The 24,125-nt window shown below is 69.3% G+C and carries 27 protein-coding genes and 5 pseudogenes; 12 read left to right on the top strand and 20 right to left on the bottom strand.

Translation table 11 applies throughout. From position 1 onward, the window contains the following. Positions 1–94 precede the first annotated feature (94 nt). From tatA to ACIBAG_RS28180, 5 genes and pseudogenes are all read right to left on the bottom strand, one after another. Positions 95–394 carry a Sec-independent protein translocase subunit TatA gene (gene tatA, locus ACIBAG_RS28200; RefSeq protein ID WP_399108655.1) on the bottom strand — a complete coding sequence of 100 codons (300 nt, stop codon included), beginning with the start codon at positions 392–394 and terminating at the stop codon, positions 95–97. A 165-nt stretch (positions 395–559) separates the two neighbouring features. Then, a pseudogene (locus ACIBAG_RS28195) lies at positions 560–1,137 on the bottom strand (TerD family protein). Between the two features lie 60 nt (positions 1,138–1,197). Further along, positions 1,198–1,857 carry a hypothetical protein gene (locus tag ACIBAG_RS28190; RefSeq protein ID WP_399108654.1) on the bottom strand — a complete coding sequence of 220 codons (660 nt, stop codon included), beginning with the start codon at positions 1,855–1,857 and terminating at the stop codon, positions 1,198–1,200. Between the two features lie 131 nt (positions 1,858–1,988). After that, positions 1,989–2,564, bottom strand: a complete 576-nt coding sequence (locus tag ACIBAG_RS28185; RefSeq protein WP_399108652.1) for a TerD family protein — start codon at positions 2,562–2,564, stop codon at positions 1,989–1,991. A 133-nt stretch (positions 2,565–2,697) separates the two neighbouring features. Then, a complete protein-coding gene (locus ACIBAG_RS28180) occupies positions 2,698–2,964 on the bottom strand; it encodes a GlsB/YeaQ/YmgE family stress response membrane protein (RefSeq protein WP_399108650.1) in 267 nt (88 codons plus the stop codon). Positions 2,965–3,148: 184 nt separating this feature from the next. On the opposite strand from ACIBAG_RS28180, the gene ACIBAG_RS28175 reads away from it, so the two are divergent. After that, entirely contained in the window at positions 3,149–3,538 is a 390-nt protein-coding gene (locus ACIBAG_RS28175) for a BlaI/MecI/CopY family transcriptional regulator (protein ID WP_399108649.1), read from the top strand. 6 nt (positions 3,539–3,544) lie between these two features. Continuing rightward, positions 3,545–4,477, top strand: coding sequence for a M56 family metallopeptidase (locus ACIBAG_RS28170; RefSeq protein ID WP_399108648.1), 933 nt, complete (start codon positions 3,545–3,547; stop codon positions 4,475–4,477). Between the two features lie 109 nt (positions 4,478–4,586). On the opposite strand, the gene ACIBAG_RS28165 is transcribed toward ACIBAG_RS28170, so the two are convergent. The 4 genes from ACIBAG_RS28165 to ACIBAG_RS28150 all read right to left on the bottom strand — a co-directional run bounded on the left by ACIBAG_RS28165 (position 4,587) and on the right by ACIBAG_RS28150 (position 7,234). Beyond that, the gene (locus ACIBAG_RS28165; protein WP_399108646.1) at positions 4,587–4,823 is read right to left on the bottom strand and encodes a hypothetical protein; all 237 of its coding nucleotides are present in this window, start codon (positions 4,821–4,823) and stop codon (positions 4,587–4,589) included. 480 nt (positions 4,824–5,303) lie between these two features. Then, positions 5,304–5,759: a tellurite resistance TerB family protein gene (locus ACIBAG_RS28160; protein WP_399108645.1), complete on the bottom strand. Its 456-nt coding sequence runs from the start codon at positions 5,757–5,759 to the stop codon at positions 5,304–5,306. 150 nt (positions 5,760–5,909) lie between these two features. Beyond that, entirely contained in the window at positions 5,910–6,920 is a 1,011-nt protein-coding gene (locus tag ACIBAG_RS28155; protein ID WP_399108643.1) for a sporulation protein, read from the bottom strand. 95 nt (positions 6,921–7,015) lie between these two features. After that, the gene (locus tag ACIBAG_RS28150; protein WP_399108641.1) at positions 7,016–7,234 is read right to left on the bottom strand and encodes a hypothetical protein; all 219 of its coding nucleotides are present in this window, start codon (positions 7,232–7,234) and stop codon (positions 7,016–7,018) included. A 420-nt stretch (positions 7,235–7,654) separates the two neighbouring features. On the opposite strand from ACIBAG_RS28150, the gene ACIBAG_RS28145 reads away from it, so the two are divergent. The 4 genes from ACIBAG_RS28145 (at position 7,655) to ACIBAG_RS28130 (ending at position 12,850) form a co-directional block, all read left to right on the top strand. Further along, positions 7,655–8,992 carry a hemolysin family protein gene (locus ACIBAG_RS28145; protein ID WP_399108640.1) on the top strand — a complete coding sequence of 446 codons (1,338 nt, stop codon included), beginning with the start codon at positions 7,655–7,657 and terminating at the stop codon, positions 8,990–8,992. After that, positions 8,989–10,014, top strand: coding sequence for a hemolysin family protein (locus ACIBAG_RS28140; protein ID WP_399108638.1), 1,026 nt, complete (start codon positions 8,989–8,991; stop codon positions 10,012–10,014). The genes ACIBAG_RS28145 and ACIBAG_RS28140 overlap by 4 nt, the downstream gene beginning before the upstream one ends. A 476-nt stretch (positions 10,015–10,490) precedes the next feature. Then, positions 10,491–11,834: a hemolysin family protein gene (locus tag ACIBAG_RS28135; protein ID WP_399108637.1), complete on the top strand. Its 1,344-nt coding sequence runs from the start codon at positions 10,491–10,493 to the stop codon at positions 11,832–11,834. Beyond that, positions 11,831–12,850 (top strand): hemolysin family protein, encoded by a 1,020-nt coding sequence (locus ACIBAG_RS28130; protein ID WP_399108635.1) that lies wholly within the window; start codon positions 11,831–11,833, stop codon positions 12,848–12,850. The genes ACIBAG_RS28135 and ACIBAG_RS28130 overlap by 4 nt, the downstream gene beginning before the upstream one ends. Positions 12,851–13,266: 416 nt before the next feature. Here ACIBAG_RS28130 and ACIBAG_RS28125 read toward each other — a convergent pair whose 3' ends face one another. Beyond that, positions 13,267–13,482: a twin-arginine translocase TatA/TatE family subunit gene (locus tag ACIBAG_RS28125; RefSeq protein WP_399108633.1), complete on the bottom strand. Its 216-nt coding sequence runs from the start codon at positions 13,480–13,482 to the stop codon at positions 13,267–13,269. 219 nt (positions 13,483–13,701) lie between these two features. On the opposite strand from ACIBAG_RS28125, the gene ACIBAG_RS28120 reads away from it, so the two are divergent. Next, entirely contained in the window at positions 13,702–14,199 is a 498-nt protein-coding gene (locus ACIBAG_RS28120; protein WP_399108632.1) for an NUDIX domain-containing protein, read from the top strand. Positions 14,200–14,307: 108 nt separating this feature from the next. On the opposite strand, the pseudogene ACIBAG_RS28115 reads toward ACIBAG_RS28120, so the two are convergent. Continuing rightward, positions 14,308–14,409 (bottom strand): annotated as a pseudogene (locus ACIBAG_RS28115) (ion transporter); the annotation flags it as partial. Positions 14,410–14,467: 58 nt separating this feature from the next. Further along, complete coding sequence (locus tag ACIBAG_RS28110; protein ID WP_399108630.1) at positions 14,468–14,671, bottom strand: hypothetical protein; 204 nt, start codon at positions 14,669–14,671, stop codon at positions 14,468–14,470. A 59-nt stretch (positions 14,672–14,730) separates the two neighbouring features. Between ACIBAG_RS28110 and ACIBAG_RS28105 the strand changes: the two genes are divergently transcribed. Continuing rightward, positions 14,731–14,964 (top strand): GlsB/YeaQ/YmgE family stress response membrane protein, encoded by a 234-nt coding sequence (locus ACIBAG_RS28105; protein WP_399108628.1) that lies wholly within the window; start codon positions 14,731–14,733, stop codon positions 14,962–14,964. A gap of 104 nt (positions 14,965–15,068) precedes the next feature. Here the strand turns inward: ACIBAG_RS28105 and ACIBAG_RS28100 are convergent. After that, positions 15,069–16,028, bottom strand: a pseudogene (locus ACIBAG_RS28100) (universal stress protein). A 195-nt stretch (positions 16,029–16,223) separates the two neighbouring features. On the opposite strand from ACIBAG_RS28100, the gene ACIBAG_RS28095 reads away from it, so the two are divergent. Beyond that, positions 16,224–17,297 carry a TerC family protein gene (locus tag ACIBAG_RS28095; RefSeq protein WP_399108626.1) on the top strand — a complete coding sequence of 358 codons (1,074 nt, stop codon included), beginning with the start codon at positions 16,224–16,226 and terminating at the stop codon, positions 17,295–17,297. A 412-nt stretch (positions 17,298–17,709) separates the two neighbouring features. Here ACIBAG_RS28095 and ACIBAG_RS28090 read toward each other — a convergent pair whose 3' ends face one another. The 7 genes and pseudogenes from ACIBAG_RS28090 to ACIBAG_RS28060 form a co-directional block, all read right to left on the bottom strand. Beyond that, a complete protein-coding gene (locus ACIBAG_RS28090; RefSeq protein WP_399108624.1) occupies positions 17,710–18,594 on the bottom strand; it encodes a cytochrome c biogenesis CcdA family protein in 885 nt (294 codons plus the stop codon). A 6-nt stretch (positions 18,595–18,600) separates the two neighbouring features. Further along, positions 18,601–19,173: a redoxin domain-containing protein gene (locus ACIBAG_RS28085; protein WP_399108623.1), complete on the bottom strand. Its 573-nt coding sequence runs from the start codon at positions 19,171–19,173 to the stop codon at positions 18,601–18,603. 180 nt (positions 19,174–19,353) lie between these two features. Next, positions 19,354–19,407: pseudogene (locus tag ACIBAG_RS28080) on the bottom strand (hypothetical protein); the annotation flags it as partial. Between the two features lie 284 nt (positions 19,408–19,691). Then, positions 19,692–19,871 (bottom strand): annotated as a pseudogene (locus tag ACIBAG_RS28075) (cyclic nucleotide-binding domain-containing protein); the annotation flags it as partial. A gap of 280 nt (positions 19,872–20,151) precedes the next feature. Further along, the gene (locus tag ACIBAG_RS28070; protein WP_399108622.1) at positions 20,152–20,286 is read right to left on the bottom strand and encodes a hypothetical protein; all 135 of its coding nucleotides are present in this window, start codon (positions 20,284–20,286) and stop codon (positions 20,152–20,154) included. A gap of 21 nt (positions 20,287–20,307) precedes the next feature. After that, positions 20,308–20,523 (bottom strand): hypothetical protein, encoded by a 216-nt coding sequence (locus tag ACIBAG_RS28065; RefSeq protein ID WP_399108620.1) that lies wholly within the window; start codon positions 20,521–20,523, stop codon positions 20,308–20,310. 544 nt (positions 20,524–21,067) lie between these two features. Further along, positions 21,068–22,261: a PucR family transcriptional regulator gene (locus ACIBAG_RS28060; protein WP_399108619.1), complete on the bottom strand. Its 1,194-nt coding sequence runs from the start codon at positions 22,259–22,261 to the stop codon at positions 21,068–21,070. A gap of 147 nt (positions 22,262–22,408) precedes the next feature. On the opposite strand from ACIBAG_RS28060, the gene ACIBAG_RS28055 reads away from it, so the two are divergent. From ACIBAG_RS28055 to ACIBAG_RS28045, 3 genes are read left to right on the top strand one after another with little or no spacing between them, the layout of a single operon-like run. Next, positions 22,409–23,200 carry a hypothetical protein gene (locus ACIBAG_RS28055; RefSeq protein WP_399108617.1) on the top strand — a complete coding sequence of 264 codons (792 nt, stop codon included), beginning with the start codon at positions 22,409–22,411 and terminating at the stop codon, positions 23,198–23,200. Positions 23,201–23,205: 5 nt separating this feature from the next. Beyond that, on the top strand, positions 23,206–23,661 hold the full coding sequence (locus tag ACIBAG_RS28050) for a hypothetical protein (protein WP_399108615.1): 456 nt from the start codon (positions 23,206–23,208) through the stop codon (positions 23,659–23,661). Then, complete coding sequence (locus ACIBAG_RS28045; RefSeq protein WP_399108614.1) at positions 23,648–24,106, top strand: CBS domain-containing protein; 459 nt, start codon at positions 23,648–23,650, stop codon at positions 24,104–24,106. The genes ACIBAG_RS28050 and ACIBAG_RS28045 overlap by 14 nt, the downstream gene beginning before the upstream one ends. The last annotated feature ends 19 nt before the right edge of the window (positions 24,107–24,125 follow it).

Genomic DNA, 24,125 nt, shown 5'->3' with positions numbered 1-24,125 from the left:
CAGGCCATCATGCGGACGGCCCAGTGGTCGTGATCCCCGCTCGGGCCGCTTGGCGGGCCCCTCGGATGTCGTCTCCCGACCCTGGCACAGCTTTTCAGCCTTGCGGCCCCGATGACTGCACGGGGCCCGGCGTCCGAGGGTGAGGTACGGAGTGCCGGACGGTGTCGGTCGTGTTGCTGATGCCTGGGGTGATGGTCTCGCCCTCGATGACGCGGGGCGCCGTCTGTTCCGCCTGCTGCGTGGGCGCGGCCTGTTCCTCCTTCATCGCCTTGGCCTCGGCCTTGAGGATGCGGGCTGACCTGCCTGCGGAGCGGGCGAGGTCGGGGAGGCGTTTGGCGCCGAGGACAAGTATGACGACGATGAGGAGGATCGCGAGTTCGCTCAGTCCGAACATGCGGGTTCTGCCTTCTGGTTGGCCCACGCCGGGTACGGCGCGAGCATAAGGGGGATTCGGGAGAGACGGAGGGATCTCGGGCTCTGGCAAGCTGCGCATCCAGCAGCGGGCGCTGCGTGTGGGGAGTGGTGATCGACCGGGGTAGTACTCGGGGCGGGGCGGCGGCTACAGATGGGGCGCGATGGACGGCAGCAGGTCCTGGAAGGTGCGGCCGGTGGCCGGTGTGGCCTTCAACTGCCAGGTGGCTCCCGTGCGGTGGACCTTGGACATGATCTGGGCGGTGTGATTGCCGCCGCCGGTGAGGGTGTAGCGGGCCAGTTCGGCTCCGGTGGTCTCGTCGACCAGGCGGCAGAAGGCGTTCTGCACTTCGGTGAAGGTCTGGCCGGTGAAGGAGTTGACGGTGAAGACGATCTGGTCGATGTGGCCGGGCACACGGGCGAGGTCGACGAGGATGCTTTCGTCGTCGCCTCCGGCGCCGGCGCCGCCCTGAGGTTGTCGCCTGTGTGCCGGACGGAGCCGTCGTCGCTGGCGAGGTGCTGGAAGAAGACGACGTCCGCGATCTTCCCCGAGGCGAACAGCACGGCGGAGGCGTCCAGGTCGACCTCGCGCGGACCGGTGAGCTTGGCGAGAAAGCCCTTGCGGGGTGCGGCCTGCCATCCCAGACCCATGCGGACGGCAGTCAGGGCACTGCCGTCGGATTTGCTGAGGCTGATCTGCTGGCCCTTGCTCAAGTTGACCGACATCAGGAGTGTTTCTCCTTCGGGTGTCCGGGCGGCGGATGTAATGGCGCCGGTCGGTGCGGGTTAGTGGGTGTGCGAGGAGGCGCCGTTGGGGTCGGCAGGCGGGGCGCCCTGGGGTGGCTGCTCGGGCGGCGAGGAGCGGCGCAGCGGATTCTGCCGGATGTGCTGGCGCAGGTGGGGCAGCATGCCGCGGTCCAGCAGAGCCTGCTGCCAGTTCAGGCGTGCCTGCTCCAGCCGGTCGGCGTGCGGTGGGCCGCCGCGTCGGCGCATCTCGGTGTGCAGCAGCGTGGCGAAGGCGATGCACGCGCCGACCGCCGCGACGAGCGCGAGCACCCAGCCGGCGGTGACGAGCGAGCCGGGCAGCGTGCCCTGGACATCGACCAGTTGGAGCATGTAGCCCAGGACGAGCAGGACCGCGGCGGACGTGGCGGCCACGGGCGGGGTCAGGACCATGAGGGCGGACAGCAGGGTGCCGTCGGCGGTGCGACGGCGCGGGCCGCCCCGGGCAGCCGCACGCATGGTGACGTATTGCTGGTACTCGTTCCGGGCCGCGGTCATGATCTCGTCGGCGGCCTGGAGCGCCGTGGCACGCAGGCGCGTGGCGGCCTGGTCGTTGGGGTCCGCGTTAAGGGCGCTGCGGATGTCCGGGGTGCTCAGCGCGAGGTGCAGCACCGCTTGGAAGTCCGCTCGGTCCTCCGGGTGCAGGCAGGGCGGGCCGGTCACGTGGTCTCGCTCTCCTGACGACTGGACTGGACGGAATGCGGTGCGCGCCGGCATGGCGGGCAGCCGCCCTGCGGAAGGCGACCGCCGGGCCGTTCCTCAGCGGCCGGCCCGGCGGCGCGGTTGGTGCGAGGTCAGACACCCACGCCGAAGTCGGACGCGATCCCGGCCAGCCCGGAGGCGTAGCCCTGGCCGACCGCGCGGAACTTCCACTCCGCGCCATTGCGGTACAGCTCGCCGAAGACCATCGCGGTCTCGGTCGAGGCGTCCTCGGACAGGTCGTAGCGGGCGATCTCGGCGCCGCCGGCCTGGTTGACGATCCGGATGAAGGCGTTGCGGACCTGGCCGAAGCTCTGGCCGCGGTTCTCGGCGTCGTGGATGGAGACCGGGAAGATGATCCGGTCGATTTCGGCGGGCACGGCGGCGAGGTCCACCTTGACCACCTCGTCGTCGCCCTCGCCCTCGCCGGTGAGGTTGTCGCCGGTGTGCTCGACCGAACCGTCCGGGCTCTTCAGGTTGTTGTAGAAGACGAAGTGCTGGTCGGAGAGCACCTTGCCGGAGGTGTCGAGCAGCAGGGCGGAGGCGTCGAGGTCGAAGTCGGTGCCGGTGGTACTGCGCACGTCCCAGCCCAGGCCGACCAGGACGGCGGTCAGGCCCGGCGCCTCCTTGCTGAGCGAGACGTTGCCGCCCTTGGCCAGTGAAACTCCCACGGTGTACTCCTTCTTCGCATGTGCGGTCGCGGCCCGCGGCACGGACCCGGACCAACAATCTACATTCCTGTAGAAGATATGGAAGGGCGGCACGCGTGCGGGCGGTCCAATGTGGCCGCTGCGAAGCATCCGTTCAGTCCCGGGAGTTACCGAACAGCAGGCGGTAGGCGATCAGTAGTACGAGCGCACCGGCGATGGCCGAGCCCCAGGTCGCGGCGTCGAAGAACTCCCGCTGCACCGGCCGGTCGAGGAATTCCCCCGACAGCCAGCCGCCCACGAAGGCTCCGGCGACGCCGATGACGGTCGTGCCGATGCAGCCGCCCGGGTCACGTCCGGGCAGGATCGCCTTGGCGATCGCTCCGGCGAGAAGTCCCAGTACCAGCCATGCGATGACACCCATGTCTCCCGTGCTCCTTTCGGCGGTGCTTGCCTGCGGGGTAGGCGCGTCCGGGCAGCTTATCTTCTACACTTTTGTAGATGCTTTGGCGGTGGGCTGGTGAGCCTCTTCGGGCGGCATGGAGGCGCCCCGGGCGTCTATACGATGTCTGGTCGGGAAACGGATGGCGGCGGAGGGGAGTCAGGGCGTGGCGGATCACCGGCAGCGTCCCCGGCGGCGGGGACAGGGAGAGTTGGAGGCGCTGGTGCTGGCGGCGCTCGGGGAGGCGGACGCTCCGGCGACGGCCGGCTGGGTGCAGGAGCGGCTCGGCGGGGATCTCGCCTATACGACGGTGATCACGATCCTGACCCGGCTGCTGGCCAAGGGTGCGGTCACCCGGGAGCGGGCAGGCCGCTCCTTCGCGTGGACACCGGCGTCGGACCAGGCCGGGCTGGCCGCGCACAAGATGCGCAAGGTGTTGGACGGCGAGAGCGACCGGGAGGCGGTGCTGGCGAGCTTCGTCACGGGCCTGGGGCCGGATGACGAGCGGCTGCTGCGGGAACTGCTGGCTCAGTCCCGGAGCGAAGGGGAAGACTGAAGCCTCATGGGGTTGTTCGTCTTTCTGCCGCTGGTACTGCCCTTAACGGCATGGCCGATCGCACGCCTGGCCGAGCAGCACCTACATCCGCGGACCGCGACGCAGCTGCTTACCGGGGTGGCCGGGGTGATGGCGACGTGCAGCACGGTGTGCCTGGGGCTGGTGATGGTGGTCGGTACCGCGCAGCTTCCCGGCAACCCGCTGCCGGACGGCTGGTCGGACCCTGAGGTGCGCGAGGCGGTCCCGTACGACGAGGTCGCGGGCAAGGCAGCGATCCCCGCGCTGTGCGCGGTGGTCGTGGTCTGCGGCCGGACACTGTGGCGCCACGGCCGGGTCCGCCGCCGGGCTCACCGGGCGCTGGCAGGGCTGCCCGGCACGCAGGTGGCGGTGCTTCCCGACGAGGTGCCGTACGCGTACGCACTGCCGGGAGGCCGCCGGGACCGGGTGGTGGTGACCACGGCCCTGCTGGACTGCCTCGAACCTCCCGAGCGCCGGGCGCTGTTCGCCCACGAGCGGGCGCACCTGGCCGCCCGGCACCAGCGCTTCCTGCTCGCCGTCCAACTCGCCGCGCGGGCCAACCCGTTCCTGCGGCCACTGCGCACGGCCGTGTCGTACACGATCGAGCGATGGGCGGACGAGGACGCGGCCCAAGCGGTCGGCAGCCGCCGGACAGTGGCGCGCGCGATCGGCAAGGCTGCCTTGGTGTCCCGAGGCACTCCGGTGGCCACGCTGGCGGGCCTCGCGGCCCCGGGACCGGTACCGCGCCGGGTGGCAGCACTCCTCGGCCCGGCTCCCTTGGTGCGCAGCTGGCCATCGGTGTTCACGTCGGTGGGCTTGGCTGCGTGGGGCGCGGCGGCGGGAACGGCCGTGTCCGCGATGTCGTCCGCGAACGCCGCGGTGACCATGTTCCTCATCCTGCATGCCGCGACGCCCCTCTGACCGGAGACGAGCACCGGTCAGGCGTTGTCCACCAGCACGGCCAGTCCGGCGGCGAGTCCCACGAACGCCAGGGCCGCGAGCAGACAGACGACCAGCACAAGCCAGCCGGTCAGGATGCCTGCCAGGCGAGCCCGCGCCCCTCGCCGTCCAGTCGGCGACCCCGGAACCGGCCCACATGCCCGGCGGGAATGGCGACCAGCTCGCACAGCACGGCCAGGGCGACGAAGACGCCGGGTTGATCCAGGCGATGCCGGTGGCGAGGTTCCCGAGGAACGGTGCGCCGCCGAGCGCAGAACGCGCGGACCTGGGCCGCCCGGCTCCGGTCGGCCACGTCCGCGCCGCTCACCGACCCAGGCCGGCTCGCCCACGTCCGCGCAGGGCGAGCGCCATGGGACGACGTGACCGAGGAGGCCCTGCGCTACGCCCCACTGATCAGCCACCTGCCCCTGCGATATGCCGTCATGCCGCCCGAGAAAGCCGTCCGGATCCTGGTCGCGGTGGGTGTGGAGGGCGGCGTTCTCCGTAGGAAATCCGGCGTACTCCAGTGCCCGGAAGACCGCCTGGGCCTCGTGCGTCACCGGCTCGTCCGCAGCGCTGCTGTCCTCGTGCCGGCCGGCGCTGAACGGGGTCCTGGGGCAAGGCCGACAGTACGATGCTGACCGGGAGGCCGCTCCACTGGCTAGCACCGCCACGAGCCGTACGGGTCGCAGCATGCTCCGCCTGCCGGACTGCCCGACGTCCAGGGTCATTGTTCCGGTTCCAATGAAGGCGACGGGTGCCGGGCCGGCGTCACCGGCGTCCGCCCGGCACAAGCGTCGTAAGGTGATCAGAGATCGAACTCGTGCGGCGGCAGGTCGAGCGTGAAGCACGCCTCGCGGACGATGGCCTGCTCGGTCTTGTCGAAGTCGCCGTCGGCGCCGCCGATGACGATGCCGATCTGGATGACGGCACGCGCCTCAGCCGGTTTCTTCTTGGCCTTGGCGATCTCCTGCAGGACGCTGACCTTGCCGAAGTCGAAGTCGGTGGTGAGCTTGTTGAGGTTGTCGTCGAAGCGCCGCTGCAGATCGGTGGCATCGAAGTTCTGCAGCACCTCGTTGGTGGCGATCAACTGGGCCACGCGCCGCCGCTCAGAGGGGTCGATGGTGCCGTCGGCGGCGGCGACCAGGGCGCACATCGCCATGCTGGCGTCGCGGAAGGCGCCGCTCTTGAGGTCGTTCTTCTTCGCTACGAGCTGGGTCTGCATCGTCGATGCGGACTCCTTGATGCGGTCCCACAGGGCCATGAGGGCTCCATACGTGTCAGAGGGGAGTTCAGACCGAGCTGATCGGGCATCGATCTTCTACGTCAATGTAGAAGTTATCAGCGGGGGGCGGAGAGTCGAGACTCTCCGCCCCCCGCTTGCGCATCCTTTACCGCTCGCGACCGATACCGGTCAGCCTTCCTCTGCCTCCTCGTCACCCTCGAAGAAGTCGCCTACCTCGTCGACGACTTCGGCCGCGACCATGCCGCCGACCACACCGACCGCGAGACCGGCCGCGCCCGCGGCGACGGCCGTGCCCATGCCGGGGCCGGAGCGGTGGCCGCCGTGGTGGTGATCGCCGTGGCCGTAATGGCCGTGACCGTGCGCGTGCGGGTCGCCGTGGCCGTACGCGGCGTGTGAGCCGTGGGAGGCCCGGTGCCCGACCAGCTGCCGGATCCAGCCGTCGACGATGCTGTTCCAGTCCTGGTGCTCGACTCCGTCGTGGGCGACGGAGAAGCGGGTCACTGCGTCGTGGCCGGAGGAGAAGAAGCCGCCACGCTTGTCGGCCTCCAGGACGACCTCCATGCCGCCCGGGTTGGCGAGGAAGGTCACCTCGATCTCGTTGACCTGCTGCGCGTACTGCGGCGCCGGGGCCAGCTCGATCTCCTGGTAGAAGGGCAGTTGCTGGCCGGTGCCGCCGATGCGCCCGTACTCCAAGTCCGCGGACTTGAAGCCGCAGCCCAACTGGCCGAGTGCTTCGAGGATCGCCTCCTGCGCCGGTAGCGGCGCGATGGCCAGCTGGTCCAGATCGCCGTTGTCCTTGGCGCCGGCGACCGCCAGTTCGGTGCGCACGCCGAGGGCGATGCCCAGGCCCTGCCCGTACAGCTCGGTGATCGGCGTCTCCCAGGGCACCATCACGGTGAACGGGACGCTGTGCTGCTGTCCCGCGCCGAGCCGGAAGCCGCCGCCGATGGTGAACCGCTCGAAGGCGACGACGCCCTCGCTCTCGCCCTCACCGTGCTCGGCCTCGACCCGGGCAACGAACTCCAGGGTGATGTGCTCGATGTCGAAGTCGGCGTCCCCGCCCTTGAGATGGACCTGACCGGTTAGCGCGCCGCCGGGGCGGGCAGCCCCCGGGTCGAGAACCGTGTCGACCTTGGGTCCGCCCACGCCGAGCGATCCGAGCAGTCGTTTGAACACCATCGTGGCGTCCACTCCTTCTACGTGCGTGTGTGTCGTTCAGGTGCGGTACCGCGCGCCGGGGCGGGCGCACGGCACCACGGCTGTGCGCGGGACGGCTACTTGGCCGCGCCCAGCGCGGCGAGGGCCTGCGCCCAGCGGACGTACTTCAACTCGGCCAGGTCCGCTACGGTCTTGACCCCGAACGCCTCCTGAAGCAGCTCGCCGTCACGGTCGGAGACTCCCTTGAGCGCCCCCACCGGGGCGGCCAGGATCTCGGGCAGACTCTTGTCCGCCCACGCCTTGTCGAGCACCTTGTCCAGGTCGAGCGAAGCCATGCGTGTCCTCTCCGGGTGTGTGAGGCCCGGCCCTGCGCGGGCCTTCTACAAGCGAGTAGAAGCATAGGGCTGTTGAGGACCGGGAAGGGCACGGTCCACGTGGGCGAGCCGGGAAAGGCCGAAAACGTGCACTTGCGCCGGTCGGGGCCCGCGTCCGGAGGGCGGGGCATACTGCTGTCGTAGTACGGGCTCCGGGTGTAGGCACATACCGTGGGCCGAGCACCAGCAACGCACCGATCGATGTCCTTTGCGGCTCCTTTACAGTTGGTGTAGAAGCAGGTCATTCTGCTTCCGCCCACTGCTTTTCGTACGCGTCTTGAGAAGGAGCGACGGTCTCCCAATGGGTGAACCTCCCAGTACCAGCCGTGCCATTCCCCGCCGTCCGCGACTTGCGGCCTTCGAGGGAGCGGGGGTGGCACGGTGACCGAAGTCCTGCTGCTCCTCCTTGCTCTCCTCCTCACACTGGCCTGCGCTGTGTTCGTCGCGGCCGAGTTCTCCTTGACCACCGTCGAGCGCGGTGAACTGGAACGTGCCGCAGAGGCCGGCGAGCGCGGCGCAGACGGGGCGCTGAAGGCCGTACGACGGCTGACCTTCCAGCTGTCCGGAGCCCAGCTCGGCATCACCGTCACCTCGCTGGTGATCGGCATGCTGGCCGAGCCGTCCGTCGCGGCGCTGCTACGCGGCCCGCTCCGGGTAGTCGGACTGGGCGGCGCCGCCTCGTCGGTTGCGACCGTACTGGGCGTGGTGGTCTCCACCGTCGTGCTGATGGTCGTCGGTGAACTGGTGCCGAAGAACTGGGCGATTTCCAGGCCACTGGCTGTTGCCAAGGTCGTGGCGGGCCCGCAGCGCGGTTTCACGGCCGCGTTCGGCCCGTTCATCCGCCACTTGAACAGCACCGCTAACCGGTTCGTACGGCGCTTCGGCCTGGAGCCCGCCGAGGAGCTGGCCTCTGCGCGCACCGCCGAGGAACTGGGCGCGCTGGCCCGGCACTCGGCTGCCGAGGGCGCGCTGGAGGCGGACTCCGCCGAGCTCTTCGTGCGCACCCTGCATCTGAGCGAGCTGACCGCGGAGAACGTAATGACCCCGCGGGTGGACGTGAAGGCCCTCGAAGTGCACGCGACGGCCGCCGACGCGGCGAACCTCTCCCACGCGACCGGCCTGTCCCGTTTCCCCGTCTACCGCGACAGCCTGGACGAGGTGGTGGGCACCGTCCATATCCGTGACGTCCTCGCCCTGGAGCCGGAGAAGCGGGCCGTGACGCCAGTCATCGATCTGACCACCGAGCCCCTGCTGGTGCCGGACAGCCTGACCGCCGACCGGCTGCTTCAGCGGCTGCGGGCCACCCGCACGATGGCCGTGGTCATCGACGAGTACGGCGGTACGGCGGGCGTGGCCACGGTGGAGGACATCGTGGAGGAGGTCGTCGGCGAGGTCCGCGACGAGCACGACCCCGTCGAGGCCCCTGACCTGCTGCCCGCCCCTGCGACGCAGGACGGACGCGCTGTGTGGGAGGCGGACGGCGGCGTACGCCTCGACGAACTCGCCGGGATAGGACTGACCGCGCCGGAGGGCCCGTACGAGACGGTCGCCGGACTGATCGCCACCCGCCTGGCCCGCATCCCTGCCAAGGGGGACGTGCTCGACCTGGACGGCTGGCAGTTGGATGTCCTCGATGTCGACCATCATCGCGCCGACCGGGTCCGCATCACCGAACCGGCCATTGCACGGCCGGCCCAGCTCGTGGAGGGCGCCCGATGACCGCCCTGCAGCTTGCCATCGGTGCCCTGACGCTGCTGACCAACGCGTTCTTCGTCGGCGCCGAGTTCGCCCTCGTCTCCGTGCGCCGCAGCCAGATCGAACCCCGTGCCCACGCGGGCAACAAGCGGGCGAAGATGACCCTGTGGGCGCTGGAGCACCTCTCCGCGATGATGGCCACTGCCCAGCTCGGCATCACCGTCTCCTCGCTGGTGCTCGGGGCGGTCGCCGAACCGGCCATCGCGCACCTGCTGGAGCCCGGCTTCGAAGCGGTTCACCTCCCGCGCGGCCTGGTGCATCCGGTCGCGTTCGTCATCGCGCTGACCGTGGCGACGTATCTGCACATGCTGATCGGCGAGATGGTCCCGAAGAACATCGCCCTTGCCGCCCCGGTCCCCAGCGCCCTGTTGCTGGGTCCGCCGCTGGTTGCCCTGACCCGGGCCCTGCGGCCGTTCGTGTTCGGTATCAACACCTTCGCCAATGTTCTGCTGAAGCTGCTGCGCGTTGAACCGAAGGACGAGGTGGAGTCGGTCTTCACCGACGATCAGCTCGCCCGTATGGTCGTCGACTCCAGCCAGGCGGGGCTGCTCTCGCCCGCCGACGGTGAACGGCTGCGCGACGCGCTGGAGCTGGGCACCCGGCCCGTGGGCGAGATCCTCGTTCCTGCGCAGAAGATGCGGACCGTGGACGCCTCGATCACCCCGGCACGGCTGGAACGACTGGCCGCCGACGCGGGCTACTCCCGCTTCCCGGTCACCGGCGCCGACGGCACCCTGCTGGGCTACCTGCACATCAAGGACACCCTCGGCGTCACTGATCGTGACCGCACCTTCCCGGCCGGTGCCCTGCACCCGGTCACCCGGGTCCGCATCGACACGCCGCTGGACGACACCCTCACCGCTCTGCGCGCCGAGGGAAGCCACCTGGCCGCCGTTCTCGGCGAGGGCGGCAAGGTGATCGGGTTCGTGACCATGGAGGACGTGCTGTCCGAGCTGGTCGGACCGGCGGCGCCGACTGCCGTGTGACTGCCGGGCTGCGTGCCGGCCAACCACGCCCGGTGAGACCACTGTGTACTGCGGTCGCCGCATACGCCGGGTGTTCCTGCTCGGCGCGTGCCGCCGGCGCTGCGCGACGCCACTCGCACCTTGGGGTACCCGTGCTGAACGGCTCGAACGACTCGAACGGCTCGAACGCCTGAGGCGAAGGCTGGCCGGCTGGCGGACGCCTACGCACTGGCCGAGCGGCTGCTGGCGGAACAGCGCCGGGTCGAAGTGTTCGACCAGGCGCCCACATCGTCGCGCTCGGGCACGTACATCGGGGATGACAATCCCGTGAGACGTCCACGGGTGGGGAACATGGATTTGGCCAGAATCGTTGACTGTATGCACACCTAGATAAGGAGCCATGACTTGTCCGCCAGATCGACGGACCCCTCCGGGCACAGTCCCCGACCATCCCGCCAGGGATTTCCTGAGCACGGCACACGGCGGGATGGTGTTCGATGAGTGCCGCGAACGCCCTCCTGGGCCTGCTCGCCGTGTTCGTGCTCACCGTCGGCACTGGCTACTTCGTCGCCCAGGAGTTCGCCTACGTCTCCGCCGACCGCCTCGCCCTGGCCCGTGAGGCCGAGTCCGGGGACCGGAAGGCCGCCCGCGCGCTGAAGGTGCTGGAGCGGCTGTCGTTCATGCTGTCGGGCGCCCAGCTCGGCATCACCGTGACCGGACTGGTCGTCGGGTTCATCGCCGAGCCGTCGGTGTCCGCACTGCTCAAGCCCGCCTTGACTGGCGTCGGCATCCCCGACGCGGCCGTGAGCGGGATCTCGGTCGTGCTGGCCTTCGTCCTGGCCACGGTCGTGCAGATGGTGCTCGGCGAGCTGGCCCCGAAGAACCTCGCCATCGCCGTGCCGGAGCGGCTGGCGAAGTCGCTGGCCGCCTCCACGCTGGCGTACCTGAAGGTCGTCGGTCCCCTGGTGCACATCTTCGACGGGGCGGCGAACAAGCTGCTGCGCAGAGTCGGCATCGAGCCGGTGGAGGAACTGCACCACGGCGCCTCGCTGGAGGAGCTGGGCCACCTGATCGGCGAGTCCCATGAGCAGGGCGCGCTGCCGAAGGACACCGCCGCCCTGCTGGACCACGCGCTGGAGTTCTCCGACCGGACGCTGGACGAGGTGATGGTGCCGCGCGCGGACGCGGTCTTCGTCCGCAAGGACGCCACCGCCGCCGAAGCGGTCGACCTGATCGCCAAGCACGGCCACTCCAACTACCCCGTGCTCGGTGATCACCCCGACGACGTCAACGGCGTCCTCGGCGTGAGCGAGCTGATGCACCTGCCCTCCGACCGCCTCACGAGCACCACGGCCGGTGCCGTCGCCCGACGGCCGCTGCTGCTACCCGACACCCTTCCGCTGCCGGATGCCGTGGAGCAGATGCGGGAGCGGGACGACGAGTTCGCGGTCGTCCTGGACGAGCACGGCGGTGTGGCGGGCATCGTCACCTACGAGGACATCGCCGAGGAACTGGTCGGTGACATCGCGGATGAGTCCGACACCGTCACCGAGGTCGCCGTCGCGGAGGGCGACGGCTGGCTGGTGGACGCCGGACGCCGCCTGGACGAGGTGGCCGAGGCCACCGGCATCGAGCTGCCCGAGGAGGAGGACTACGACACCGTGGCCGGCCTGATCGTCGACCGGCTCGGCCGCTTCCCAGCCATCGGTGACCGGCTCGCCGTGGAGCTGCCCGACGGCGGCAGCACCGTGATCGAGGTACGCACCCTCGACCGGCACGTGCCCGAGCGGGTGTGCCTGGAACGTGTGGCTGTGGTGGAACGTGAGGAGGAGCAGGCATGAGTTTCCCGATGGCGCTCTTCGTCACTGTGCTGCTGCTGATCGGCAGCGGATTCTTCGTCGCCGCCGAGTTCGCGCTGGTCGCCGCCAAGCGGCACCGCATGGAGAAGGCCGCGGCCGAAGGCCAACGTGGCGCCAGGGCCGCGCTCGCCGGCATGCGCGAGCTCTCGCTGATGCTGGCCGGCGCCCAACTCGGCATTACCGTCTGCACACTGGGCCTCGGCTCGGTCTCCAAGCCCGCGATCTCCCACGAACTCGACCCCCTGCTGCACAAGCTGGGCCTGCCCAGCGCCGTCAGCTACGGCGTCGCCTTCGCAGTCGCCATGATCGTCGTAGTGTTCCTCCACATGGTGATCGGCGAAATGGCACCCAAGTCCTGGGCCATCGCCCACCCCGAGCGTTCCGCGATGCTGCTCTCTCCGCCGTTCCGCGGTGTGGTCAAGGTCGTGCGCCCGCTGATCTGGGTGCTCAACAACTTGAGCAACGCCCTGGTACGGCTGTGCCGGGTCACCCCGCGCGATGAACTGGCCTCGGTCCACAACCGCGAGCAGCTCACCCACCTCGTTGAGGAGTCCGAGCGGCTCGGCCTGATCAGCAAGGACGATTCCGAGCTGATCACCAACTCGCTCACCGAGCCGCAGCTGCCGGTCGGCGACCTGCAGATCCCCGCTGGACAGATCACCTCCGTGAGCGCGGACGTGGACGTGGACACCATCCTCGCCACGGCGGCCGAGCACGACCGCAACCGGCTGCTGGTACGCGACGGTGCCCTCGTCCTCGGCTCCGTGCACGCCCGGGACGCGCTCATCGCCCGTGCGCGTGGCCGGTCGGTCACGGCCCGTGAACTGGCCCGCCCCGTACCAGAGCTGACCGAACAGGACACCATCAGCCACGCCATCGACCTGCTGCGCCAGCGCCGCGCCTCCCTCGCCGTCGTCCGCGACGACACCGGACGGCTCACCGGCATGGTCGCCCTGGACGACCTGCTCGCCCGCCTCCTGCACCCGCAGGCGGCATAACGGCGGCTCGTCGGTCGGGTGCCCCAGCGGATTCGGGCACCCGACCGGCTCCGCACGGACGACACATCGCGTGCAGGGGGCATCGCACACGCGGAACCCGCCGCGCAGCCTTGTTGATGGCGTGCCGTTGCCGACGTAGAAGCGGCTGGTTCTTCCGTACGCACCTGGGCACCCACGGCGTCTGACTCGCTCGCTGATGGCAGGCCCTCCGGGAGGCGGGCCTGGTGAGGTGACGACGGGCAGGAAACGGACAGGGCATCGCCCTTTGGAGACGCCGGACCGACGGCGTGAGCATGGTCCGGTCGCAGGAGCGGTACTTGCGTGCAGTTCATTCACTCGCCGCGCGGCCAGGCTCCGTTGCTGTTCCGGCGGCGCTGGGCTTCTGCACTGGTGAGTCCGCCTCGGCGGCTCGTCCCTCAGGAGCGTGCTGCAGGGCCGTCGCGTTCGATGCCGGTGCCGGCGACGTTCCGCCCGGAGCCGGACGGGCCGTCCTGCTCCTTCAGGGCCTTGGCCTCGCTCTTGAAGATCCGGGCGGCTTTGCCCGCCGACCGTGTCAGCTCGGGCAGTTTCTTGATCCCCAGGACCACCACGACGACGATGAGGATCAGGGCCAGTTCACTTAGGCCGAACATCACATCTGCCCTCTCTTCGGGGGACGGGCGGCGGCCGAAAGGGCGGACCGACGACACATCGCCATCTACAGTGCTGTAGAAGTCTTTCCTGGGGCGGGATCACTCAACAAGCCCGTTTTCCAGCCTGGTTGGCCGGGAGTATCGCCACCGCGCAAGGGATCCTAGATGATCGATTCCAAGGGATCGTGCAGGTCGCCGGTAGATGGATAGCCTGCCGGGATGTCCTCGGTGAACCTGCGTCACTCAGTCCGCGCGGTCGTCCTCGATGAGGGTGACCGCATCCTGCTGTGTCGCTTCACCATTGCCAGGCCGACCGGCACGGTGGTTGTGTGGGCGGCTCCCGGTGGTGGTGTCGAGCGTGGCGAGACGCCGCTTGCCGCGCTACGTCGCGAGTTGCATGAAGAGGTAGGGCTGGTCGTCGATACCGACCCTCCACATGTGTGGCACCAGCAGGTCGTCGCCCCCCGCCACGCAGCAGGCTACGACGGAGTGGTCAACGACTATTTCCTTGTCCGTACCGCCTCGTTCCCTCCACGCGGCGCGATGTCCGACGGCGAACTCGCCGCCGAGAACATCGATGGCTTCCGCTGGTGGTGCCTTCGGGATATCGCCGACTACCGCGGTTCCGAGCTGTTCTCACCCCGCGACCTCGCCACACCGTTGGCGGCGCTGATCGCGGAGGGTGTTCCGGCCAGACCGGTGCCGCTCGGCCTGTAAGCCTCGCACCCGACGCTGGGACACAGCCTAAACCGCTGACGGGAACTTGCAGATGGCCTGCACACACGAGGCGAGGGAGCCCAACGTCAGTGTGTGAAGACAGAGCTGGACCTCCAGGCCCGCGCGGACCGCGTCACCGATGCCGTCCTTCGTCATCAGGAGGAAGAGGGTGAGTACCGCACGGCCGAGGGATCCGAAGTGCTCCGCCTCCTACGTCCTGTTCGCCTCCTTCGTCCTGATCAACGTCCTCATCGGGGTGGTCATCACCTCACTTGACGAGGCCCGCACTCTGGAGAGGAGCGACCAGGATGCGGCGCAGTCCTCGGGTGCCGGCCCTGCGGATGCGCAGCTGATCCGCGAGCGCATTGCTGCTGCCCGGCGTGCCCTCGATGATCTCGAACGCAGTCTCGACCCGGCTTCCTCGCCGTTTGCCCGTGAAACGGAAGCGACTGCCCCGCCTGCCGGCGGGCACACATCACATCAAGGCGACGAGGGGCAGCCACGGAGATCTCGGGCATCATCAGCGCGATCGTGATCGGCGTCGTCATCGGCGTCCTGGGCCGCCTCGTCGTCCCGGGCCGCCAGCGCATCGGCGTGCTGTGGACGACCCTCGTCGGCATCGCCGCCGCGCTCGTCGGCACGGGCATCGCGGCCGGCTTCGACGTCGCCGACACCAAGGGCGTCGACTGGATCGAACTGGCCATCCAGATCGGCCTGGCGGCCCTCGGAGTCGCCGCACTGGACCGGTTCAAGGGCAGCCGCTGACCCACGGGCCCGGCGCGCCGCAGGGCCGTATGGTTACGCAGGCGGCCATGCGGGCGGTGGCAAACCTGCAACCACCGGGACACCGGGCGGCTCGAAAACGGGAGTCACGGCAGGTCAGAGCGGACCACGGTGACCGGGCAGTGCGCATGATGGAGTACGGCCTGGCTGACCGAGCCCAGCAGCAGTCCGGCGAGTCCGCCGCGTCCGCGTGCACCGACCACCATCAGCTGGGCGCCGCCGCTCGCCTCGATCAGCGTTTGCCGCGTACGGCCACGCACGACTCGCTCATGGACGGTTACCTTCGGGTGGTCCTCTCAAGGCCCGGACAGGGCATCGGTCAGCATTCGCTCTTCCGTTGCCTGCAGTCTCTGCACGTCACCGATCAGGTCCACCAGGTCCGCCGGGCGTGCGTCACTGTGGTCGCTCCACGTTGTCCAGGCGTGCAACGCGATCAGGTCCGTGCCGCGCAGGGCAGCCTCATCGAAGGCGAACGCGATCGCAGCCTGCGCCTGGGGAGAGTCGTCCACCGCCACCAGCACCGGCCCGTCCTCCCGCATCCGTTCAACGACCACTATCACAGGGCAGTGGCTGTGAGCGGCCAGGTGAACTGCGGTCGATCCCAGCCGCCCCGCGAAACCGCCCGAGCCGCGATGGCCCACCACCATCAGCCGAGCCGTCCTCGACTCCGCTTCCAGGGCTCCACCTGCCTCCCCCGCGACGACCGCCTGGCCAACCGCTACTCCGGGCGCGGCAGCCAGGGCTCGTTCGACGGCTTCCGCGAGCAGATCCTCGACCGATTCCCGTACGGCTCCACCCGGCGGGCCCAAAGGCGACCCGCCGGGTGGAGCGTGCAGGGCGGGCCATAGGAAGGCATGCACCACGCGCAGCATGCCGCCTCTTATCCTCGCCTCGCGTGCTGCGGCCTCGACGGCGGCTAGCGCGGCGGGCGAGCCGTCGACCCCCACCACGACCGGCCCCGGACATCGCGCTCCGTTCTCCTCACCACGGCGTCGACGCGGGTTCCGACCCGTCGTCCTGTTCTCCCAGACTCTCTCGCTCCCCATGCCGGCGCCATCCTCATGGCCGCTCTCGCCGCCCTTGTGGCAGGCGGGGCTGCCGGTGGCGATCAACGATCGCGGCCCGGGAACCTGGCAGGGCCGGGCTATGCCGGTGCTGCCGCGCCGTGCACGGCGAAATGCCGCAGACTCGTCTACAAGGGCTGGCGTATTCCGGCGCTGGCCGCGGGGAGAGTGGCCCGCATGCTTGAAGTCCCGCTCTGGCTGTGGGCAGCGTTCGCCGTGACAGTGGTGGTGTCGCTGACGGTGGACCTGCTTGCCCACCGCACGGCGCACGTCATCGGGTTCAAGGAAGCCGCGGCCTGGAGCGGTCTGTGGGTCGGCCTCGCGGTGATCTTCGGCGGTGTCGTCTTCGCAGTCCTTGGCACCACGGCGGGAACCGAGTACACCACGGCCTGGTTGCTGGAGAAGAGTCTGTCCGTCGACAACCTCTTCGTCTTTGCCGTCATCTTCGGCTACTTCAAGGTCCCGCGCGCCTACCAGCACCGCGTGCTGTTTTTCGGTGTCATGGGCGCCCTGGTCTTCCGTGCCGTTTTTCTCTCCCTCGGCGTGGCTGTGGTCAGCCGCTTCACCGCCGTCCTGTTTGCCTTCGCCGCCGCCCTCTTCTACAGCACGTACAAGCTCCTCAAGGAAGAAGAGGACAGCTTCGACCCTGGCCACAGCTTCGCCGTAAAACTGCTGAGAAAGATCATCCCGGTACGGGACGAGTACGCCGGCACGAAGTTCTTCGTCAGGGAAGCCGGAAAGCGCGTGGCCACGCCGCTCCTCGCGGTCGTCGCCGCCATCGAGGCGGCCGACCTGATCTTCGCCGTCGACAGCGTGCCCGCCGTGCTCGCCGTCAGCGATGACGCCTTCATCGTCTACACCAGCAACGCCTTCGCCATTCTCGGCCTGCGAGCCCTGTACTTCATGCTCGCCGGACTTCTGGACCGCTTCCACTACCTCAACGTCGGCCTCGCGATCATCCTGTCCTTCATCGGCGTCAAGCTCGTCCTCCAGGCGTCACACAAGATCATCAGTCCCGGCATCCCGGAGATCCCGTCACCAGTGAGCCTGGCCTTCATCGTCGTCGTGCTGGCCGCATCCGTCTTCTTCAGCATCCGCCGGCCCGTCCAACCCAAGGTCATCCCACACTCGCTGCCCGCCCGGAAGGATCAGGCGGGCCGGGCCGGACCGGGCAGCGACAGCGCAGGGCCCGACGGGCGCACCGGTGCGGAACGCGACCAGCGGCCGGGACCACCTCCGCCCGCCACCTGACGAACGGATGCCTTCCAGGGCTATTCTTAAAATATGGGTAAAAAGCAGCATGAGGCGGGCCCTCAGGGCGTGCTGATGTGCCCAGTCTGTAAGCACCGCGTAGACATGATCGTAAAGAGGCGTCACAAGACCCTCGGGGTTGTCGTGCCCGTGTGGGCACCGGGCCCCTGCCACAACCCCGACTGCCCCGAGTACCTGGAAACCCCGGAGCAGCCGAGGCCCCAGGGCCGCCCCTGACTCATGTTGCCGAAGGGCATGCAAGGCTCTTTCGGATCCTCTCCAGCTCGCCAGATGAGCGATGTCCGGGCTTGAACGGTAGCGACCCACCAAGGTGTGGCGGCAAGCTGGTATGCGGTGGGTGGCAGGATCTCGTCGAGGGCCCAGTGAGCCTCGGTGGGGATGCGGACGACGGCTACGGGGGAGGCGCGTTGTCGGGTTCGGTCGTCTGCTGGTCTGTTGCGCGGGGGTGTCGGCGGCGGAGTGCCACGCCTCCGATCAGCAGGGCGGCGAGGAGGACGGCAAGGACTGCGGGGCCGGTTGCGTCCAGGGCGTCGGCGAGGGTGCGCTGGATCGTGCTGGCGGTGTCGATGACCGGGTCCTGGGTGGCGGGGGCGCCTTGGATGCGGATCTCGTACCAGCCGTAGTAGGCGACGTAGGCGCCGACCAGGAGCAGCAGGCCGCCGCCGGTGCGGGAGGCGACGGAGCCGAGGCGGCGCAGGCGGCCGACGCGGGCGGTGCGGGTGAGGGCGACGGAGAGGGCCGCGGTGCCGACGATCAGGCCCATCCCTGCCGCGTACGCCGTGAACAAGGTGACGCCTTCGAGGGTGGATCCGCTGCGGAAGGCGGAGACGACGATGGCGAGGAAGGGGGCGATGGTGCAGCCGAGGGAGGCGATCGCGTAGGCGGCGCCGAACAGGGTCATGGACGGCAGGGAGCGGGTGACGGCAGGGGCACGGCGGAGTTTGGGGAGCAGGGCGGGCAGATCACGGCCGGCCAGGAGCCAGCCGCCGACGAGCGCGAGGAGGAGCCCGAAGCCGATGGTGAACCAGGGCAGGTGCTGCTGAAGCTGACCGGCGACCGGAGCGATGGCGAGGCCGAACAGAGCGAATACGGCGGCGAATCCGGCGGTCATCGCGGCGGTAGCTATCAGCGCGCGGGTGACGGCGGCCAAGCGGGTCGGTGTGTCGTCGGCGAGGACGAGGAGGGAGAGGTAGGCGGGCAGGAGGGCGAAGCCGCAGGGGTTGACGGCGGCGAGCATGCCCGCGGTCAGGGCGAGGGCGAGGGGCAGGTCGGACATGGTGGTTCAGCCGACGAGTGGGCTGAGCTTGTCGGCGAGTCCCTTGCCGGCGGGGAGGCTGCCGGTGAAGACGGTCTTGCCGTCCTTGTCGAGGACCACGTAGACACTCTGCTGGGTGATCTCGAACTTCTTCCAGATCTCCCCGGCCTCGTCCGAGAGGTTCGGGAAGGTGCCGACCTTCGTGTCGGTGACGAAGTCCATCATGGCCTGGGGCTTGTCGAGTCCGGCCACCCCGATCACCTGCGCCTTGCCCTCGAACTGGGCGGCGACCCTGGCTGTTTCGGGGCCCTGCGCTTTGCAGGTGGGGCACCACGGTGCCCAGAACCACAGAACGGTGGGCTTGCCCGCCAGCGTGGCCGCGTCGAAGGGCTTGCCGTCCACGGTCGTGCCGGTGAACCGGAGCGCCTCCGGGACTGCTGAAGTTCCGGATCTGTCCTGGGCCGCCGTCGAGGAGCTGGAGGCCGACGGACTGGCCGTCGCTGCGCCGCTGGAGGACGTGTTGTCGTCCTGGGTGCCGCAGCCGGCCAGGGCGAGCGCAGTGGTGGCGAGAAGAGTCGGGAACAGCAGGCGGGCACGCATGGAAGGCACTCCTGGTTGGCGGCGATCGGCAGTTGGCAGCCGGCTGAACTGTAATCCGAGCCGATGGCGGTCGGGCTGGGGCGCGGTGCTTACGGATTGGTGACGTCGGCCTGCGTGGTCGGCGAGCCGGTCCGGGGCAAAGGCGGTGATGCGGCCGCGGGCGAGGCGAATGAGGTTCTGGCCGGCGAAGTCCCGCGGCACCTTGGTGGTGGTTTCACGGGACGTACCGGCCAGGGCGGCGATCTGCTGGTGAGTGAGGGCGATCTGCGGGCTGCGGGCCCCGAGCGATACCCGGGGCCGGGTCTCGGCCGCGTGGGCGGGCGGTGGCGATGCGCTGGGGCACGGATTTGAAGACGCTGCCGGACAGGCGTTGTTCGAGGTCGGTCAGGCGCTGGCCGAGGATTTCGGTGATGCGTGCGGAGATGCGGGCGTCGGACAGTAGGAAGCGGTGCACCGTCCGTGCGGCTCATGACGCAGACGGTGACGTCGTCGAGGGCTTCGGCGAAGTTGTCGTACATCCGCTGCCCGAGCAGCACCATCTCACCGAAAATGGTGCCCGGGCTGATGATCGCGCAGGTCAGGGCACGGCCGTCGGCGGAGACCGGGAAGTTACGGACCCGGCCCTTCATGAGGATGAACAGCACCTCGGAGGGCTGGGACGGGGAGTACAGCAGCTCGCTGGCGCTGTAGGTCTTCATCGGTTCCGCGGCGGCGATGGCCTCCATCGCCGCTTCGCTCAGGTCGCGGAAGATGTCGACCTCGAAGATGCACCAGGTCTTCTCGGCGTCGTCGCCGGTGTGGTTCATGTGGTGTGGTTCCTCGCGTCGTCCCAGTACCACGGCGGGGCGCGGCTCCCCACGCCGGGCCAGCCAGCGCGCCTGCGCTGCTGGCCAGACAGTAGTCCTCCGGGCACCGAGGGAAGGTTCAGGCCCCGGAGCGGTGAGCCGGGACCAGGCGTTGACGCCGACGGCATCGGTGTCATGCCGCGGTCCGGTCGGTCCGCCTGCCCGCCAGGTGCGCGAGGCAGGAGAAGGTGAGCCCGGCCAGGAGGCCGAAGAAGAGGTGGCCGCCAAGGCTGGAGGCGGTGACGTCATTCCATTCGAAGACGGCCATGCCCAGGTTGGCGGGGCATGATCACAGGGCCCCGAGGAACCACCACACCGCGCCGTAGAGCAGACCGAGGATGAGAGCTGGCGCGAGGCGGTGGGCGAGGCGGCCGAGCACGACGCCGAAGGTGGTGCCGGCGGACAGGGCGATCGCGAGGTGGACCAGCCAGTCGACGACGGTGTTGGTCGAGCCGACGACCAGTTCGCCGAATGGCGGAAGGCCATCGACTATGCGAAGTGGCACGGACTGGAACCTCCCGGCAAGCGCATCCAGGAGGTCCGCCTCCGGGTAATGGGTGGAAGCTATACCTCGCAGCGGGATCACACCCAACTCGTGGAGCCGGAAGCCGACGGGTGACGCCTCGGTGGTTCCGGTTCCCGCGCGGCTTACTTCTCCGCATCCGATCGTCGCCGCGCTCAGAGACATGGAGGTGCGGCTCGGGATGCCTAGGTCCGTGATCCGCCGATTGCTGATGATCACCGCAACTCACTGACCCGGAGCGTGAGTTACTCGCTCTGCTGATACCCCGGGCCGTGACCTGTCGGAACGCTACGGGCCCTGGAAGACCGTGGACACCCCCTTCCGCCGTTACGCCCGCTGTTCACCCAAGCTCTGCAGCAGATCCAAGCACGCAGCCCGACGCGGCCGGCGACACGACTGGCTGGTCCAGATCGACTCCACCATCGTCCGCGCCCACCCGACGCCGCCACCGGCCGAAAGGGGGCATCAGCAGGACGAACCGGACGATCACGCCCTCGGCCGATCCCGAGGCGAACTGACCACCAAGTCATTCGGCGGGCTGCAGGGAGCGGGAGGGCCAGTTGAGGAGGCGGGCGCCGAGTGCGGCGGTCTGCAGGATGTAGCGCTGGTCGGGGTCGGTGGGGTCGTGGCCGGTGAGCTGTCGGATGCGGTGGAGGCGGTAGGTGACCGTGCGCACACTCACCTCTAGTCGGCGCGCCGTGGTGGTGTTCAGGCAGCCGCTGGCGAAGTAGGCGATCAGCGTGTCGAGGAGTGCCCGGGGCCCGCCGCGCGCTGCTTCGAGGCCCCCGAGCACGGTGGCCACCAGGTCGGTGATGGCTGCGCGGTCCCTGCCGAGGACCTGGTAGACCAGCAGGTCCGAGGCGGACACCACCGGCGTGGTCAGGCCGAGCAGGCGGGCGAGGTCGAGGGTGCTGCACGCCTCCTGATAGGAGCGGACGATGCCGCTGGGGCCGGGCCGGGGCCGGCTGACGGCGATCCGGTACGGCTCGTCGACGGCCTTGCTGACCTCGGCGGCGAAGACGTCCGGAACCTCCAGTACCGCCCCGGGTGACACACACACGAGCAGCCCGTCCTTGGTGGTGATGAGTACGTCCCGTGTGCTGAACCTGGCGGTCAGCGCTTCCTCGATGTAGCGGGTGGTGTCATCGCCTGCCTCGAACGCGTTCCCGGCACGGGCTACGGCCACCTGGTGCGGACCTACCAGCCGCAGCCCGAATCGTTCGGCCCGTTCGGCGAGTCGGCCGAGGCCGGTACGGCCTTCGAGGAGGTCGCCTACGAATTCGCGTCGTGTCGCCTCTTCGCTCCGGATCGCTGCCCGGTAGGCGGTTTCATAGCCTTCGGTCAGCGCGATCGTCGCGTCACCGATCGCCCTGATCACGGCTGAGGCGACGTCCCGCAGATCCTCGGGCTCCATAGCCTGGCGGGAACCCGGCAGGCCGGTCCAAGCGCGGCAGACGGAGTCCAGGTATTCGGCCACCAGCACGCGCAAGGCGGTGCCGTGGTCGGCCGCGGCGGCGGCGAACTGCCGCAGACCTTCGAGATCCTCGTCGGGCAGTCGCCGCTTGCTGAGCGAGACCCCCGCGAGGTGCTCCAGGTGGCGGTCCATATTCGGTGTCGGCGGAGAGGGCTCTTTCTCGGCGGTGGGTGCGGCATCCGGTGCGGGCACCGTGGCGTCTGCTGCCGCCTGATGCGGCTTCTGGGGGTGGTTTCCCGTCGGCATGATTCCATTTTGCCGGAGAGCGGCAAAGTAAAGGGGTGTGAGACGTCCTCGTTTGGCCGCTGTCGGCAGGCGTCCGGCCGGGCCGCAAGGGTAATCCGGGGGTAAAGCGCCCGATGGGGACCCACGCGAGCAAAGGGGTACTCAGCTGTGCCCCAAAGCCGCCTCGTTTCGTCGTTCAGGAGGATCGCCGGCATCCTCCTGGTGACGCTGCCCTGCCTGCTCGCAGCCCCGGCGCTGGGCATGGCTCAGCCGCCGACCGTGCTCGCCATGCGGATCGACGGCACCATCACGCCGGTCGTCGCCGACCACCTTGAGGAAGGACTGCGCACGGCCGAGCAGGACGGCAACGCAGCAACCCTCATTGAGATTGACACTCCGGGCGGGCTGCTCCAGTCGACCAGAGAGATCGTCCAGGACGTTCTCGCCGCCGACGTTCCGGTCATCGTGCACGTCGCCCCCTCCGGGGCTCGTGCGGCGTCGGCGGGCGCCTACATCACGCTGTCCGCGCACGTGGCCGCCATGGCGCCCGGCACGCACATCGGAGCCGGTACGCCGGTAACAGGGCAGGGCGAGGAGGCGAGCGAGAAGGTCGTCAACGACTCGGTCGCCTTCGCCGTCGCGATCGCCGAGCAGCGAGGACGCAGCACGGACTTCACCCGGGAGATGGTCCGCGACGGCACGGCGGTGTCCGACCAGGAAGCCCTGCGGGTCAAGGCCGTCGATCTGATGGCGCCACGGGATGCGCTGCTCACGGAGCTGGACGGCCGCAGCGTCATGGTCGGCGCCGACGGAGCGGAGCGCGAGGTCGTTCTGCAGACGCCGGGTGCGCAGATCGTGGAGCACGATCTCGGCTTTTTCGGCGAACTGCGGCAGTGGCTGGCGAGCCCGGAGCGGGCGTACGTCACGGCGGCCATCAGCAGCCCAGATGTTATGAGGTGATCCGGATGAACCACTCGATGGATGACGGCCGCATCCTCGCGGAGATGGAGCGCCGTCTCGCCCGGGACGACCCCGGGCTGACCACGTTGATCGACACGTTGAACCACCAGTTCCCCGACGATCAGGAAGACACCGACAGCCGTGGCACCGACAGCCGTGGCACCGACAGCCGTGGCACCGACAGTCATCACGACGGCATCGGACGGGTCGACTGGCGCTGGAAGGCAGCCATGGCGGTCGCGGTCATCGCGGTGCTCGGCATGATCCTCACGGCGGTTTTCACGAGGTCTCCATCCCCTGACGGCAATCAGGGGCCGGCCAAGAGCCTCACTCCGGCCGTTTCCGTCTTCACCCAGCGCCGCGGCACTCAACGTCGGCCGCGCCCCGTGCCAGCGCTGCCCGGGCGACGGCGACCGGCATCCGAACGCCCAGAGGGGAGGAAACCTCATGCGTGCACGTGATCTCGCGCAGCCGTACGCGTCGGTCAGCACGGACACCGATGCCCTGGAAGCGGTGAGGCTGCTCGTCGAGCACGGTCTGCCAGGTCTGCTCGTTGCCGATCCCGCCGGTCAACCGTTCGCGATGCTGCCCGCTTGCGACGTCGTACGAACCCTGTTGCCCCGATACGTCCAGGAGGACCCCGTGCTCGCCGCCGTGGTCGACGAACCGCATGCCGATCACCTGTGCCGTGCGCTCGCGGGGCGCGCGCTCGCCGACCGCCTCCCCATGGGACGACCTTTCCTGCCCGCTGCCACTCCCGACCGTACGGCCGTGGAACTCGCCGAGCTGATGGCCCGGACCCGAAGCCCTCTCATCGCCGTCATCGAGCGCGATGCCGACGGTCCCGGCCGTTTCCTCGGCGTGGTCACAGCCGCCCACCTGCTGAAACGGCTCCTCCAGGCGTGAGCAGCCCTGCCCGCGTCGA

Origin of the sequence: Streptomyces sp. NPDC051243, from assembly GCF_044455405.1 — a bacterium.
GTDB lineage: Bacteria > Actinomycetota > Actinomycetes > Streptomycetales > Streptomycetaceae > Streptomyces.
This window is presented reverse-complemented; position numbering and strand designations above follow the sequence as displayed.

Bases quoted from the DNA above. Each gene is read 5' to 3' on its own strand.
- tatA (WP_399108655.1), bottom strand. From the start codon at position 394: ATGTTCGGACTGAGCGAACTCGCGATCCTCCTCATCGTCGTCATACTT.
- ACIBAG_RS28180 (WP_399108650.1), bottom strand. From the start codon at position 2,964: ATGGGTGTCATCGCATGGCTGGTACTGGGACTTCTCGCCGGAGCGATC.
- ACIBAG_RS28170 (WP_399108648.1), top strand. From the start codon at position 3,545: ATGGGGTTGTTCGTCTTTCTGCCGCTGGTACTGCCCTTAACGGCATGG.
- ACIBAG_RS28160 (WP_399108645.1), bottom strand. From the start codon at position 5,759: ATGGCCCTGTGGGACCGCATCAAGGAGTCCGCATCGACGATGCAGACC.
- ACIBAG_RS28155 (WP_399108643.1), bottom strand. From the start codon at position 6,920: ATGGTGTTCAAACGACTGCTCGGATCGCTCGGCGTGGGCGGACCCAAG.
- ACIBAG_RS28150 (WP_399108641.1), bottom strand. From the start codon at position 7,234: ATGGCTTCGCTCGACCTGGACAAGGTGCTCGACAAGGCGTGGGCGGAC.
- ACIBAG_RS28140 (WP_399108638.1), top strand. From the start codon at position 8,989: ATGACCGCCCTGCAGCTTGCCATCGGTGCCCTGACGCTGCTGACCAAC.
- ACIBAG_RS28135 (WP_399108637.1), top strand. From the start codon at position 10,491: ATGAGTGCCGCGAACGCCCTCCTGGGCCTGCTCGCCGTGTTCGTGCTC.
- ACIBAG_RS28130 (WP_399108635.1), top strand. From the start codon at position 11,831: ATGAGTTTCCCGATGGCGCTCTTCGTCACTGTGCTGCTGCTGATCGGC.
- ACIBAG_RS28125 (WP_399108633.1), bottom strand. From the start codon at position 13,482: ATGTTCGGCCTAAGTGAACTGGCCCTGATCCTCATCGTCGTCGTGGTG.
- ACIBAG_RS28120 (WP_399108632.1), top strand. From the start codon at position 13,702: ATGTCCTCGGTGAACCTGCGTCACTCAGTCCGCGCGGTCGTCCTCGAT.
- ACIBAG_RS28095 (WP_399108626.1), top strand. From the start codon at position 16,224: ATGCTTGAAGTCCCGCTCTGGCTGTGGGCAGCGTTCGCCGTGACAGTG.
- ACIBAG_RS28090 (WP_399108624.1), bottom strand. From the start codon at position 18,594: ATGTCCGACCTGCCCCTCGCCCTCGCCCTGACCGCGGGCATGCTCGCC.
- ACIBAG_RS28085 (WP_399108623.1), bottom strand. From the start codon at position 19,173: ATGCGTGCCCGCCTGCTGTTCCCGACTCTTCTCGCCACCACTGCGCTC.
- ACIBAG_RS28070 (WP_399108622.1), bottom strand. From the start codon at position 20,286: ATGGCCGTCTTCGAATGGAATGACGTCACCGCCTCCAGCCTTGGCGGC.
- ACIBAG_RS28060 (WP_399108619.1), bottom strand. From the start codon at position 22,261: ATGCCGACGGGAAACCACCCCCAGAAGCCGCATCAGGCGGCAGCAGAC.
- ACIBAG_RS28050 (WP_399108615.1), top strand. From the start codon at position 23,206: ATGAACCACTCGATGGATGACGGCCGCATCCTCGCGGAGATGGAGCGC.
- ACIBAG_RS28045 (WP_399108614.1), top strand. From the start codon at position 23,648: ATGCGTGCACGTGATCTCGCGCAGCCGTACGCGTCGGTCAGCACGGAC.